This is a genomic window from Pseudomonas sp. B16120 (assembly GCF_044218845.1).
GTDB classification, from domain to species: Bacteria; Pseudomonadota; Gammaproteobacteria; order Pseudomonadales; family Pseudomonadaceae; genus Aquipseudomonas; species Aquipseudomonas paracarnis.
Genome location: NZ_CP162588.1, coordinates 1693437 through 1707437, shown reverse-complemented (window position 1 = coordinate 1707437; position 14001 = coordinate 1693437). Strand labels below are relative to the sequence as shown.

Annotated in this window: 13 protein-coding genes and 1 pseudogene; 6 read left to right on the top strand and 8 right to left on the bottom strand. The window is 59.0% G+C overall.

Annotation, left to right across the window (positions count from 1 at the left end; translation table 11 throughout):
• Nucleotides 1-14: 14 nt before the first annotated feature.
• Nucleotides 15-596 (bottom strand): RNA polymerase sigma factor RpoE, encoded by a 582-nt coding sequence (gene rpoE, locus AB4P90_RS08120; protein ID WP_003172477.1) that lies wholly within the window; start codon nucleotides 594-596, stop codon nucleotides 15-17.
• 460 nt (nucleotides 597-1056) lie between these two features.
• Between rpoE and nadB the strand changes: the two genes are divergently transcribed.
• Nucleotides 1057-2664: an L-aspartate oxidase gene (gene nadB, locus AB4P90_RS08115; protein WP_020301035.1), complete on the top strand. Its 1608-nt coding sequence runs from the start codon at nucleotides 1057-1059 to the stop codon at nucleotides 2662-2664.
• Nucleotides 2665-3278: 614 nt separating this feature from the next.
• Here the strand turns inward: nadB and AB4P90_RS08110 are convergent.
• The 3 genes from AB4P90_RS08110 to AB4P90_RS08100 all read right to left on the bottom strand — a co-directional run bounded on the left by AB4P90_RS08110 (nucleotide 3279) and on the right by AB4P90_RS08100 (nucleotide 6559).
• On the bottom strand, nucleotides 3279-3518 hold the full coding sequence (locus AB4P90_RS08110) for a hypothetical protein (protein ID WP_012273933.1): 240 nt from the start codon (nucleotides 3516-3518) through the stop codon (nucleotides 3279-3281).
• Between the two features lie 957 nt (nucleotides 3519-4475).
• Complete coding sequence (locus AB4P90_RS08105; protein WP_131672185.1) at nucleotides 4476-4925, bottom strand: hypothetical protein; 450 nt, start codon at nucleotides 4923-4925, stop codon at nucleotides 4476-4478.
• A 194-nt stretch (nucleotides 4926-5119) separates the two neighbouring features.
• Entirely contained in the window at nucleotides 5120-6559 is a 1440-nt protein-coding gene (locus AB4P90_RS08100; RefSeq protein ID WP_012273935.1) for a tyrosine-type recombinase/integrase, read from the bottom strand.
• A gap of 43 nt (nucleotides 6560-6602) precedes the next feature.
• On the opposite strand from AB4P90_RS08100, the pseudogene AB4P90_RS08095 reads away from it, so the two are divergent.
• Nucleotides 6603-6794 (top strand): annotated as a pseudogene (locus AB4P90_RS08095) (L-aspartate oxidase); the annotation flags it as partial.
• Here AB4P90_RS08095 and AB4P90_RS08090 read toward each other — a convergent pair.
• A complete protein-coding gene (locus AB4P90_RS08090; RefSeq protein WP_003189446.1) occupies nucleotides 6763-7209 on the bottom strand; it encodes a protein YgfX in 447 nt (148 codons plus the stop codon). The pseudogene AB4P90_RS08095 and the gene AB4P90_RS08090 overlap by 32 nt on opposite strands.
• The gene (locus AB4P90_RS08085) at nucleotides 7193-7447 is read right to left on the bottom strand and encodes a succinate dehydrogenase assembly factor 2 (protein WP_014717362.1); all 255 of its coding nucleotides are present in this window, start codon (nucleotides 7445-7447) and stop codon (nucleotides 7193-7195) included. The genes AB4P90_RS08090 and AB4P90_RS08085 overlap by 17 nt, the downstream gene beginning before the upstream one ends.
• 139 nt (nucleotides 7448-7586) lie before the next feature.
• On the opposite strand from AB4P90_RS08085, the gene AB4P90_RS08080 reads away from it, so the two are divergent.
• A complete protein-coding gene (locus tag AB4P90_RS08080; protein WP_395605792.1) occupies nucleotides 7587-8528 on the top strand; it encodes a YgfZ/GcvT domain-containing protein in 942 nt (313 codons plus the stop codon).
• Nucleotides 8529-8564: 36 nt separating this feature from the next.
• Nucleotides 8565-9386 (top strand): HDOD domain-containing protein, encoded by an 822-nt coding sequence (locus AB4P90_RS08075; protein ID WP_014717360.1) that lies wholly within the window; start codon nucleotides 8565-8567, stop codon nucleotides 9384-9386.
• On the opposite strand, the gene AB4P90_RS08070 is transcribed toward AB4P90_RS08075, so the two are convergent.
• Both AB4P90_RS08070 and AB4P90_RS08065 read right to left on the bottom strand, forming a co-directional pair.
• Nucleotides 9387-10772 (bottom strand): sensor histidine kinase, encoded by a 1386-nt coding sequence (locus AB4P90_RS08070; protein ID WP_072434348.1) that lies wholly within the window; start codon nucleotides 10770-10772, stop codon nucleotides 9387-9389.
• Nucleotides 10765-11436, bottom strand: a complete 672-nt coding sequence (locus AB4P90_RS08065) for a response regulator (RefSeq protein ID WP_014717358.1) — start codon at nucleotides 11434-11436, stop codon at nucleotides 10765-10767. The genes AB4P90_RS08070 and AB4P90_RS08065 overlap by 8 nt, the downstream gene beginning before the upstream one ends.
• A 235-nt stretch (nucleotides 11437-11671) precedes the next feature.
• Here AB4P90_RS08065 and AB4P90_RS08060 point away from each other — a divergent pair, with 235 nt between their 5' ends.
• Nucleotides 11672-12964, top strand: a complete 1293-nt coding sequence (locus AB4P90_RS08060; protein WP_014717357.1) for an OprD family porin — start codon at nucleotides 11672-11674, stop codon at nucleotides 12962-12964.
• A 32-nt stretch (nucleotides 12965-12996) separates the two neighbouring features.
• Nucleotides 12997-13980 (top strand): tripartite tricarboxylate transporter substrate binding protein, encoded by a 984-nt coding sequence (locus AB4P90_RS08055; RefSeq protein WP_014717356.1) that lies wholly within the window; start codon nucleotides 12997-12999, stop codon nucleotides 13978-13980.
• Nucleotides 13981-14001 lie beyond the last annotated feature (21 nt).

The window sequence follows — 14001 nt, the reverse complement described above, 5'->3', positions numbered from 1 at the left end:
TGTCGCCGCTGTCTTTAGTTTTCCTGCAACAACGGTTGCAAGGCTTTATCGATGGCTTCTCGGGCCCGGAAAATCCGTGACCTCACAGTCCCCACCGGACATTGCATGACGCTCGCAATGTCTTCGTAACTCAGACCATCGAATTCACGTAAAGTTAACGCCGTACGCAAATCTTCTGGCAGTTGCTGAATAGTGCGATGAACGGTGCCTTCGATCTCGTCGCGCAGCAATGCACGCTCCGGCGACTCGAGATCTTTGAGGCCGTGATCACCATCGTAAAATTCTGCATCTTCTGAACTGACATCACTGTCTGGTGGGCGGCGACCGCGTGACACCAGATAGTTTTTCGCCGTGTTAATGGCGATGCGGTACAGCCACGTATAAAACGCACTGTCACCGCGGAAATTTCCAAGTGCACGGTAAGCCTTGATAAAGGCTTCCTGTGCAACGTCCTGCGCTTCATGGGTGTCGTGCACAAACCGCACGATCAACCCGAGAATTTTGTGCTGGTATTTCAGCACTAGCAGATCAAATGCTCGCTTATCACCGCGCTGTACGCGCTCGACCAGCTGCTGATCCTCTTCCTGGGTTAGCATGAACACTCCTCGTTGTACTTGAAGGAGGCTTGCATAACTAAACGATCAGGCTTGCAAACATAGACTCGGGCTTTTCGCAAAAGTTCTCCCCCTTCAAGCAAGTTTCCGGCATGCACTGATTTGGCACACACGAAAAACGCAGCACGGTCGGTGCCGGCTGCGCGAATAATCTTGTCGCCGGTTTCGTGACGCGTCCAATGCTCCCGACGGGCCAATAAACTCAACGTTTTCCCAGCTTTCGGGCAACCTGCTATTGAGTCGGGGCTTATGCAAAAAGTTCCCGTCCCGCCAACCGGCCGTTTCCCAACGCTGCGCAGCATAATCTCACAATGCCACGAAGGCGTGGCTATTGTGCCGCTCCACCCCTCTATATACTAGTGGCCCGTGTGACCCTTTGATTCGCCGATCCAGGCGTCCTGTTTGCGCCCCCCTTTGGATCGCTTTTTGCGGAATCCGTCAAATGAGCCAACAGTTTCAACACGATGTCCTCGTCATCGGCAGCGGCGCCGCCGGCTTGAGCCTGGCCCTGACCCTGCCCAGCCATTTGCGTATAGCGGTTTTGAGCAAAGGCGACCTGGCCAACGGCTCGACCTTCTGGGCCCAGGGCGGCGTGGCTGCGGTGCTGGACGACACAGACACCGTGCAATCCCACGTCGAAGACACCCTTAACGCCGGCGGTGGCCTGTGCAACGAAGACGCCGTGCGCTTCACCGTCGAGCACAGCCGGGAAGCCATCCAATGGTTGATCGACCAAGGTGTGCCCTTCACCCGTGATGAACATGCCGGCAGCGACGACGGTGGCTTTGAGTTCCACCTGACCCGCGAAGGCGGCCACAGCCATCGCCGAATCATTCACGCTGCCGATGCCACCGGGGCCGCGATTTTCAAGACCCTGCTCGATCAGGCCCGCCAACGCCCCAACATCCAATTGCTAGAGCAGCGCGTCGCCGTCGACCTGATCACCGAAAAACGCCTGGGCCTGCCGGGCGAACGCTGCCTGGGCGCCTACGTACTGAACCGCACCAGCGGTGAAGTCGATACCTATGGCGCACGCTTCACCATTCTCGCCTCGGGCGGCGCCGCCAAGGTCTACCTCTATACCAGCAACCCCGACGGTGCGTGCGGCGACGGCATTGCGATGGCCTGGCGCTCGGGCTGCCGGGTCGCCAACCTGGAGTTCAACCAATTCCACCCCACGTGCCTGTATCACCCGCAGGCCAAGAGCTTTTTGATCACCGAAGCCCTGCGCGGCGAAGGCGCACATTTGAAGCTGCCCAATGGCGAACGCTTCATGCAGCGCTTCGACCCACGCGCCGAGCTGGCACCACGCGATATCGTCGCCCGCGCCATCGACCACGAAATGAAGCGCCTGGGTATCGACTGCGTGTATCTGGACATCAGCCACAAGCCCGAAGCCTTCATCAAGACCCACTTCCCGACCGTCTACGAACGCTGCCTGACCTTCAATATCGACATCACCAAGGGCCCGATCCCCGTGGTGCCGGCCGCGCACTACACCTGCGGTGGCGTGATGGTCGATCAGCATGGCCGCACCGACGTGCCGGGCCTGTATGCCATCGGCGAAACCAGCTTCACTGGCCTGCACGGCGCCAACCGCATGGCCAGCAATTCATTGCTCGAATGCTTCGTGTATGCCCGCTCGGCGGCAGCGGACATTCTTGAGCAACTGCCGCGCATCCCGGTACCAGCCGCCCTGCCCCGCTGGGATGCGAGCCAGGTCACTGATTCGGACGAAGACGTGATCATCGCTCACAACTGGGACGAGCTGCGACGCTTCATGTGGGACTATGTGGGCATCGTGCGCACCAACAAGCGCCTGCAAAGGGCGCAACATCGGGTGCGCTTGCTGCTGGATGAGATCGACGAGTTCTACAGCAACTATCGCGTAAGCAGAGACCTGATTGAATTGAGGAACCTTGCTCAAGTAGCGGAACTGATGATCAGGTCTGCCATGAAACGTAAGGAATCTCGGGGTCTGCACTACACGTTGGACTATCCAGAGCTGCTGCCAGAGGCGAAGGATACGATCCTTACACCCGACAAATGAGGCACGTTAGGAGCCATAGCGTAGCACCATGGGGCCCCAGTTTGTAACAGCTTTGGCGCACATTTGTCCCAACGCTGAGGTCCTTATCACCTGCCCGCAAGGGTCCTTATCGTGCGCCTGAGCGAGCATGCGAGGGCCTATGGGGGTAAGCGCGCAGGTTAGTAGTTACAGGTGGTCACTCAGATTTTTGTGCCAGATCCTCATGAGGTGCCCTTGAGGCACCCATACAGCCAGAAGGCCACATGGACACCAACGCAGGCCCGTAGGCCGCGCTAAACGTGTCCATGAAGTTGTCCTAAGAGTTAAGGGATCGGTGAACCGTCAGGTTTGTGAGACCGTATTGAGTGGCAATCTCAAGGATGCCCTCATAGGATTTAGGCCAGCCTCCACCACTTGAGTCGTTGGTGGCCCCTGACTGGAGCAGGGCAAAGCAAACGGCTGCATATGGGGTCAGGTGATCGACTTGTATCTTCGTAACCACCCGTTTGTCCTTGTAGGTATAACAGAGAGTAAAACTCATGGCTGGCCTTGCCGTAACATGGTCGATGCCCAAGCATAGCAACTAAACAGCTCGCCCATGAGGCCCATTACGGACCTCATGGATACAGCGGGTGTTACGGCTTGACGACCACACGGGTGATCAGCGGAAAGTCTACGGTCTCGACCTGAAGTTTCTCAGTAGGGTCCGCTGGGTTTGCCAGCTTGATCTTGACCTTGGCCTGAGCCATTACGTCAGCCACACCGCTCACCTCAAAGTCCCAGCCCTGTACGCCAACATTACGGCTCGCAAGGATCTTCCATACGTCGCCTTCTTGGTCATGACGGAACGACAGCGAGGCAAAGCCCTTGTGCATCTCGAAGTACGTTGTCGTGACGCTTGCCAGTCATTGCGGCAATCTCGACGGTGGTCATGGTGATTTCTTTGATACCGTTAAACATAGTAGTGGACTCCTTTTGAATGCTCCCTGAGTTCGCTCCCACAGGCCGACCGTCAAGGCCCCACTACGGGCATCGACCATGGCTCAAGAAGCATTCAGAAAGACTTGACGTTGAAGTAAGCCCAGCGACGGACGTAGAGGAATTCAGAGCGACCGCTTAGCTAAGCAGTCTGCCCTGTTCTTGTGAGGATTTTTAATCTGGTCATACTGGAGACCCAACGAGCCGTTACGGTCACAGTTCGGTTACCACGACACCGAAGGTAGACCCAAGATCTTAATGAGCTACCTTAAGGTAACTCTAAGAGTATTCTCTTTAAGTTTTTATTCTTTATAGAATTAAACTAATAAGACTTAAACTTATAGTCATCTTATAGAGGTCTTTAAGTTAAAAGGCCCCTTTATACTGTGCGATCAGTGATAGGAGGCCCAAACCTATCAAGGGTCATTCCACACGGAGTGGTCAGACAGAATCGCTACAGTGGACCTGATGCTGGTCCCAGAGGTCCCGTTAGGGCTCTGCTTGGTGGTCGTGGGGTCTTGGATATAGGGCTACCTATGAGAGGTAGCGCCAGTCACTGGACGTACACGCCTTGCCCGCAGAGGGCCACCTTGAGGTGACCTTGCGGCATCTTGAAAGGAAAGCAACGCTGATTTAGCCTGTCCCTCTTTGGGTGAGGGTTTTTAAATCTTCGTCGAACGTGCTGCCAACTTGTTAGTTAAGCCACACGCTACAACTGGCTACGCTGTCTCCGACCACTCCGCCCTGTAAGACGCAGTTCGCTGATCGACGGACTCACCTGCTGCTTCACCCAGCTCCAAATCGCTTCGGACCGTGGTACCGATAAGGAATAGCGCTCAGAGCACAAACTAAATCTAAGCCATCCCGCTATACCGTTTGTAAACTTTTAGCGGACACTGAATTTTTTTGCTCAGCCACTCGAATAGCTCGTTACCTCCAGAAAGCATACCTTCCTCGAACTCATCAAAGCCGAAGAGCTTCGCCGCTTCCGAATCTGACTTAAGTGCCATGCGCACTACGTGATATTGCGCCACCGCCGCGCTTGCATCTTCTTCACCATAGAACACGCAAAAAATAAGCTCCAGCGCATTAAGCTCGAATGGACAGCCTCGACTTTGACTGGCTGCATCATAAAAACCACTTATATAGCCCATCAGCCAAAGATCAATAATCGGTTTTCCGTCGTTGGTCCAGTGAACTAATGGAGGATTTCCTCTATCTTCACCACCGCAGAGTAACTGGTACTGCGCCTTGAGCGCCGAGCACACATCAGCTACAAGGTCTGTCACCGCTGGACTACTCACAGGGTAAACCTTCGGCGCTGGCTCGCTCCGCCTCTTAAAAAAACTCATTAGGCCCATTTGCAATGGATTCCTTTCAACCCGTAATGGCTGAAGGCTACCACATACCCAGCGAATCTCCTGAAGCCCGCACACCATAAGCACCATTGAGGCGCTCGCATTGCCTCCGTACAGATCGAACGCCAGCGACCCTCGAATCAGCCTTCTGATAATGCCTCAATCAGAGCTTCGGCCATTCGTTTTACCTCAACCGCACTCCCAGCCCCGTACAGGTCATAACTGATCGACCCCGAGGCGTGCCCCAAGATGGACTCAGCGGTCCCCACAGGCACCTCAGCGGCCTTCAGGGCACCGGCCAGAGAGTGACGCAACGAGTGGAAGGTCTGGGTCCGATCAGCTTTCAAGCTCAAGACATCCCGTAGCGCCCCATTAAGCACGTTCGAGAACTGACCAGCTCCCAAGGTGAACAGCCGAGAGTCGGCCTTCCTGACAAACTCAAGGAACGCCTTAAGGTCGAACCCATAGGCCCCGTCAGTTAGCGGTATGACACGCAGAGCATTCTTGGTCTTGGCTGTCTTGCCATCGTTCCTATTAATGTCGATGACCCACACTTCCCCGACCTGCTTAACGTCAGCTTTGGTCAATTGCCTCAGTTCCTCAATACGGGTCCCAGTGATCGCACCAAGGGACAACGCCCAGCGCTGCCATGCGTCCACTGGTAGAGAATTAGCATGGGTCATCAGAGCCTTTACCTGAGCCTGAGAGAGCGCCTCACGCGAACTGTCAGCGCCCTTAGTCGGCTTCAGACCCTTGTCGAAACTCTTGTCGAGATAGCCGTTATTCACAGCCCAATCCATGACCGTCGATAGCCGGGTCAGCAGCTTCTTAACCGTCGACGGTTTACGGTCCTCAAGGAGCTTGTCCCGTAGGCCCTTCATCTCCTCCCGTGTGTGGCTCTTCATGTCCAAGTCACCAAGGACCGCACCGATGGCCTCACACGATGACTTCACGTCCCGCATGGTGCTGGCCTGAATGCTGTCCTTGCGTTCCTCCATGTAGAGCGCAGAGAGAGACTTAAAGGTCAGACCCGGAGAAGCATTTACAGATTGGGAGAGAAAGAGGGCTTCAGGCGTGCCACAAGGTTCATCGTTGAGGTCCTTAACGATCTCGACCAGCTTCCCTGAACGGCCCCGCATACGCTCCTGAGAGGCCTCAAGGATCTCAAGGGCCTTACTGACTGCCCGCTGCTGATTCACACTCAGAGGCAACGTTGCGGACGCCTTACGCAACGCCAAGTGATGCTCATCGTTGATCATCTCGTAAGCGACCAGTGAGCTGTCACCGTGTGCCATCGTCAAGTTGTACTCAGCGAAGTCAGTCAGGCGCGCGCGCAGTTCATCCCATGACGCCTCTGGGTTGTCCAAGTGGTAGGCCTTGAGGGTCGAAAGGATGTCGTCTGAGATGGTCATTGCGGTGGCCTTGTCGGTGGTCCTGAGTGACAGCGTGAAGAAGCCCTTAACGGTTCCTTGCGGGCGAAGGCGAAGGTAATAGCGACCAGACCGGCGATAGTGGTATGGCTTGGCGAGCGCAGTTTGTAACAGGTTTGTCCCACTTTGGGAGCGGTGGTTGACGGTCATCGGCTGAAACCCCTGTATCCATTGGGTTTAGCCTCACAGGGTCGAGTTCTACAGCAACTACAAGGTCAGCCGCGACCTGATCGAATTGCGCAACCTGGCCCAAGTGGCCGAGCTGATGATCCGGTCGGCCATGGAGCGCAAGGAAAGCCGCGGCTTGCATTACACCCTCGACTATCCACAGATGCTGCCCGAAGCCCGGGACACTATCCTGGTGCCAACCACCTACGCCGGCTGAACTTCAGGCGTACCCGCAGGCGCCGGTGCACATCGGCGGCCTGTGCATCCCTTGGCACGCAGATGGACCGCACTCGCCGTTCACCCTGCGCCCGGTAACGCAACACCACGATCAGCGGCAACGCCAGGCTGTCGGGCCGCAGTTGCACAGGGTGCCACCCGCGTGCGGCGCTCCATAATTGCCAGCCATCGTCGTCACGGCGCAGGCCACGAATCGACGAACGGTGAGTGAGCAGAATTTGCCGCGGTAACACCCAGGCACAATGAGCCAGGCATAACAGGATGCCCAGGCTTGAGTAAGGCAGGTTTAGAACCAGCAGGCTGCCCAGCGCGATCAGTTGGGCAAGCACATAGGCCGCCAGCAACAGCCGCGAGGCCTGCCAGCGGCATTCGAAACGATTACTTGGGCTGGACACGGTCCAGGATCATCCGAACCATGCGCTGCAGCTCCGGGTCTTCGGATTCGGCGCGCTCCATGAACCAGCCAAACATGTCCTGGTCTTCGCACGTAAGCAACCTGACGTAGAGGTCGCGGTCCACCTGATTGAGCGTCGCGTACACCTCTTTGGTGAAAGGCACCAGCAACACATCCAGCTCCAGCATGCCGCGACGGCTGTGCCAGTAGAGGCGATTGATTTCTACATCTTCGACCATGGAGCCCTCCTAAAATAGAGCGCAAGTATACAGCCCAGGCGACACCGGAACAGTCGGCTTTGGTCGACCGCGACGAAACTATGCATTTGCCGGACGCCCCTCTATGATGCACCCATGACTTTTTGACCTGCGATGACCCATGGCTGACTCCGCTTTTTTCTGCTCCCTGTCCCACGAAGGCGTTCTCGCCGTCCGCGGCTCTGATGCTGCCAAGTTCCTGCAGGGCCAACTGACCTGCAACCTTAATTACCTGAGTGAAACCCAGGCCAGCCTGGGCGCGCGCTGCACGCAAAAAGGCCGGATGCAGTCGAGCTTCCGCATCCTGCTGCAGGGTGATGGCGTACTCCTGGCCATGGCGACCGAGTTGCTTGAACCGCAGCTGGCAGATTTGAAAAAGTACGCGGTGTTCTCCAAATCCAAGCTCACCGACGAAAGCGCTGCCTGGGCGCGCTTCGGCCTGGCGAACGCAGACGCGGCCCTGAGCGCCCTGGGCCTCGCGCTGCCGGTCGAGACCGATAGCGTGGCGCGCAACGAAGCATTGATCGCCGTCCGCGTTTCCCCGGGCCGTGCCGAACTCTGGGTACCTGCCGGACACGCCGACGCCGTGCGCAGCCAATTAGCCGCGCAGTTGCAACAAGCTCAATTGAATGCCTGGCTGCTTGGTCAGATCCGTGCCGGTATCGGCCAGGTGATGCCCCAGACGCGCGAGTTGTTCATCCCGCAGATGCTCAACCTGCAGGCCGTGGGTGGCGTCAGCTTCAAGAAAGGCTGCTATACCGGCCAGGAAATCGTCGCGCGCATGCAGTACCTGGGCAAACTCAAGCGGCGCCTGTATCGCCTGAGCCTGGAGGCCGACGAACTTCCCGAGCCAGGCACGCCGCTGTTTTCCCCCAGCCATAACAGCGCAATCGGCGAAGTGGTCATCGCGGCAAAAGCTGACCAGTCGATTGAACTTCTCGCTGTGCTGCAAGCCGAAGCTGCCGACAGTGGCGACGTGCGCTTGGGCACCTTGGAGGGCCCGGGCTTGCACCTGCTTGACCTGCCCTACCAACTGGACCGTGATCGCGAGATCCAGCGTTAATCGCCGTACTTTTTTGCAGCACCCTAGAGAGCATGAATGAACAAGCTGGCGGAAAAAGTCCAACAAGCGTTGGTAACGGCCATCGACAACGATGACCTGGTTCTGCCGACATTGCCGGAGGTGGCCCTGAAAATTCGCCAGGCCGCCGAAGACCCGGACATCAGCATCAGCCACCTGAGCAAAGTGATCAGTCGTGACACGGCCCTGTCGGCGCGCCTGATCAAAGTGGTCAACAGCCCGTTGCTACGGGCCAGCCAGGAAGTCACCGACCTGCACACCGCCATCACCCGGCTTGGTACCAACTACAGCAGCAACCTGGCCATCGGCCTGGTGATGGAGCAGATCTTTCACGCCCGCTCCGAGGTGGTCGAACAGAAAATGCGCGACGTGTGGCGCCGCAGCCTGGAGGTGGCGGGCGTGAGCTACGCCTTGTGCCGTCGCCACAGCCACCTCAAGCCAGACCAGGCGGCCCTGGGTGGCCTGGTGCATCAGATCGGCGTGCTGCCGATCCTCACGTATGCCGAGGATCACTATGAGCTGCTGGCCGACCCCGTCAGCCTCAACCACGTCATCGACAGCATCCACCCGGTGCTGGGGGACAAGCTGCTGCGGGTCTGGGACTTTCCTGAGATGCTGGTGAACGTGCCAGGCCAATACCTGGACCTGACACGCGACTCTGCAAGCCTGGACTACGTCGACCTGGTGCAGGTCGCCGCGCTGTACTGCCACCGCGGCACCGACCATCCCCTGGGGACCGCGCCGATTGCCACATTGCCGGCCATCACGAAGTTACGCATAGACCTGCACAGCGACGCCCTGCGCAGCGAACTGGACGAAGCGCGCTCGATGTTTTACTGATCAACCCGCGATAAAACTCACGCGCACCTTAAGCCCCGCCAGCTCGCCATCATGCAGGCTGATCTGCGCCAGGTGCGCACGGCAAATCTCCCCGACAATCGCCAGCCCCAAGCCCGACCCCATGCCCTGCTGGCTGCGTCGATAAAAGCGCTCGAATACCCGGTCCCGCTCATCCAGCGGGATGCCGGGGCCGTCATCCTCCACCTCCAGCACCGCCGGGGCCGTCACGCGCAGAATCACATTGCCGCCGGGCGGGGTATGGGCCAAGGCGTTATCCACCAGGTTACTCAGCAGCTCATTCAACAGCGTCGGTTCGCCGCGCAGCCATACCGGCTCGTCGGCCTCCAGCGCCAGGGCCACGCCCCGCGCGTGGGCCAGCGGCGCCATGGCCATACCGAGCTCACGGGCCAATTGGCTCAAATCGAGCAGTTGCGCACCGCCTTCGGCAATGGCCCGGGCACCGTTTTCGATGCGGGCCAGGGACAACAATTGATTGGCCAGGTGCGTCAGGCGGTCGGTGCCCTGGGCGGCCGTTTCCAGGGTGCTGCGCCAGGTGGCCGGTTCTTCGGCACGCAGGCCCAGTTCCAGCCTGGCCTTAAGCGCCGCCAGGGGGGTGCGCAGCTCGTGGGCAGCGTCGGCAATAAACTGCGCCTGGCGCTCGAACTGCCCGCGCAGACGTTCGGTGAAATGGTTGAGTGAGCGTACCAGTGGGCCGAACTCGTCCTGAACTTCCACCAAGGGCAGGGGCCGCAGATCATCAGGCTGGCGCTCTTCCACCGCTGTACGCAGGCGTTCCAGCGGGCGCAGCGCGGCGCTCACCGCGAACCACACCAGCAATAACGCACCGATGGCGAGCATGCCCAGGCGCAACAAGGTGTCGGCCATCAGGCTGCGGGCCATGGCCACCCGGGCTTCGTCGGTCTCCGCAACACGAATTTCGGCCATGCCGTTCATGTTCGGCTCCGAGACGGCCTTGAGCAGGCTCACCACGCGCACAGGCTGGCCCAAATACATGGCGTTGTAGAACCGCGCCAAGGCCGGGTAATCGTCGGTGCGGGGCGTGCCGGGCGGCGGGCCGGGCAGGTTTTCGTAACCGGAAATCAGTTTCTGATCAATATCATTGACCTGGTAATAAATGCGCCCGGCACTGTCGTAGGCAAAAGTGTCCAGGGCCACATAGGGCACATTGGCGCTGAGGGTGCCGTCCACCTGGGTCAAACCGGCGGCAATGGTGCGTGCCGAGGCCAGCAGCGTGCGGTCATAAGCGGTGTCGGCGGCTTCGCGACCGTTCCAATAAGCGCTCATGCCGCTGGCGAGCATCAACAACACCAGCAATAACGCAAGGTTGCACAGCAAGCGCCAGCGCAGGCTGCTGGGCTTATGCATCACGGGCTTCCAGCAAATAGCCAAGGCCGCGGAAGGTGACGATGGCGATGGGTTGGCCATCGAGCTTCTTGCGCAGGCGATGCACGTAGATTTCGATGGCGTCGGGGCTGGCCTCCTCGTCCAGGCCGAATACCTGGGAAGCCAATTGCTCCTTGCTCATCACGCGCCCCGGCCGGGCGATCAAGGCTTCGAGCACCGCTTGTTCTCGGGAGGTCAAGGTCATCAGCTCGCCTGCGACCGTGAAGCGCCGAGTGTCGAGGTCGTACACCAGCACACCGCAGGTTTGCTGACGCTCGCCGCCCAACACGCTGCGCCGCAACAGTGCCTTGACCCGTGCTTCGAGTTCCGTGAGTTCAAACGGTTTAGCCAGGTAGTCATCGGCGCCCAGGTTCAGGCCGTGCACGCGGTCTTTTACATCACTGCGAGCAGTCAGCATCAGCACCGGCAGGTTTTTTCCACGTGCCCGCAAACGCGCGAGCACCTCGAAACCATCCAGGCGCGGCAGCCCTACGTCCAGGATCACCGCGGCGTATTCCTCGCTGCTCAAGGCCAGGTCCGCCGCCACGCCGTCATGCAACACATCAACGGTCAAACCCATGCTCTTGAGCGCTTGGGCGACACTTTCGGCGAGCTGCAGATGGTCTTCAACCAGGAGGACACGCATGGATTTCTACCTCGTTCAGGGGTGGTCGGCGCCACGCTTTGCCCGGCAGTTTACAGCCGCAACCTGGCCTGTGAAGCCCGAAAACATTGAAAGGCGATTGAAAGGTTAGTGAAAGCTTCGCCCTTTAGCATCCAACCACGGTGGTCTATGCCCGCCGAGTTGCCTGACCCGTAGCGCCCGAAAAACGCCTCGAAGCGTTTTCGCCAAAATAAGAACAATAACGGAGTACACCACGATGCTGTCGACCCAGCCACAGGCTTGCCCGCCTGTTCGCTCTTGCCGTCTGACCCACACCGCCCTCGCCAGTGCCGCTGCCCTTGCCGGCTTTGCGCCGCTCAGCCAGGCTGCCTTCTTCGAAGACAGTAGCGCGACCCTGGAAACCCGCAACATGTACTTCAATCGCGACTTTCGCGACGGTACCAGTGCGCAGCAATCCAAGCGCGACGAATGGGCCCAGGGCTTCATGCTCAACCTGCAATCAGGCTACACCGACGGCACCGTCGGCTTTGGCGTGGATGCGCTGGGCATGCTCGGCGTCAAGCTCGACTCCAGCCCCGACCGCACCGGCACCGGCCTGCTGCCGACCCACGATGACGGCCGCGCCGCCAACGAGTACGCCAAGCTGGGCCTGACCGGCAAAGTGAAAATCTCGGCGACTGAGCTGAAAATCGGCTCGCTGATCCCCGAACTGCCGATCCTCAAGCCCAACGACGGGCGCATCCTGCCGCAGACCTTCAACGGTGGCTTGATCACCTCCAAGGAATTCAAGAACCTGGTATTCACTGGTGGCCGCCTGGATAAAGCCAAGGACCGCGACGACACCAACTACGAAGACATCGCGCTCAATAACAAGAACAGCCGCTTCCTCAGCGGTGCCACCGGCAAGCACTTCAACTTCGGTGGCGTCGACTACAAGTTCGCCGACAAGATCACCGGCAGCTACCACTTCGCCCAACTCGACGACGTGTATCGCCAACACTTCTTCGGCATGGTCGCATCACGCCCGATGGGCCCTGGCACTTTCGCCGCCGACCTGCGGCTGGCCATCAGCGATGACACCGGCTCGGCCCGCGGCGGCAATATCGACAACAAGTCCCTCAACGGCCTGTTCAGCTATGCCCTCAATGGCCATAAGCTCAGCGCCGGCTACCAGCACATGTCCGGCGACAGCGCCTTCCCGTATGTGGATGGCAGCGACCCGTACCTGGTCAACTTCGTGCAGATCAACGATTTTGCCGGCGCCGAAGAACGCTCCTGGCAGGCACGTTACGACTACGACTTCGCCAAGCTGGGCATTCCTGGCTTGAGTTTCATGAGCCGTTACCTCTCGGGTGACAACATCAAGCTCAAGAACGGCGAGACCGGCAAGGAGTGGGAACGCAACAGCGAGATCAAGTACGTGGTGCAAAGCGGCACGTTCAAAGATGTGGCCGTGCGCCTGCGTAACGCCACCTATCGTTCCAACTACTCGGCCCGTGATGCGGATGAAATGCGCTTGCTGGTCAGCTATAGCGTCGCACTTTGGTAGTACCCCTCATAACAACAACGATGGAGATCGCCATGACCCCTTCACTGCGTAAATTTGCCCTCGCCGCCGGCTGCATGCTGTTCGCCGGCCAACTGCTGGCCGCCGACGAACCCAAGCGTCCGGAATGCATCGCCCCGGCCTCCCCTGGCGGCGGTTTTGACCTGACCTGCAAACTGGCGCAAAGCGCGCTGGTGAACCAGAAGCTGCTGACCAAGCCGATGCGTGTGACCTACATGCCAGGCGGCGTGGGCGCGGTGGCCTACAACGCGGTCGTCGCCCAGCGCCCTGCAGATGCCGGCACGTTGGTCGCCTGGTCGAGCGGTTCGTTGCTGAACCTGGCCCAGGGCAAGTTCGGCCGTTTTGATGAAAGCGCCGTGCGCTGGTTGGCGGCAGTGGGCACCAGCTATGGCGCCATCGCGGTGAAAAGCGACTCGCCCTACAAGACCCTCGATGACCTGGTTAAAGCCCTGAAGAAAGACCCAGGCAGCGTGGTGATCGGCTCCGGCGGCACCGTCGGCAGCCAGGACTGGATGCAAACCGCGCTGATCGCCAAGGCCGCCGGAATCAACCCGCGCGAACTGCGTTACGTCGCCCTTGAGGGTGGCGGTGAAATCGCTACGGCTCTGCTGGGCGGGCACATCCAGGTGGGCAGTACCGACATCTCCGACTCCATGCCGCATATCCAGAGCGGCGATATGCGCCTGCTGGCGGTGTTCTCCGAGCAACGCCTGGATGAGCCGGAAATGAAGGACATCCCGACCGCCAAAGAGCAAGGCTACGACATCGTCTGGCCGGTGGTGCGTGGCTTCTACCTGGGGCCAAAGGTCAGCGATGCCGACTACGCCTGGTGGAAAGACGCCTTCGACAAACTGCTGGCTTCCGAGGAGTTCGCCAAGCTGCGTGACCAGCGCGAGCTGTTCCCGTTCGCCATGACGGGCCAGGAGCTGGACACCTACGTGAAGAAACAGGTGGCTGACTACAAAGTGCTGGCCAAAGAGTTCGGCCTGATCCAGTAATCGCTCCTTTTTTTGTGTAAT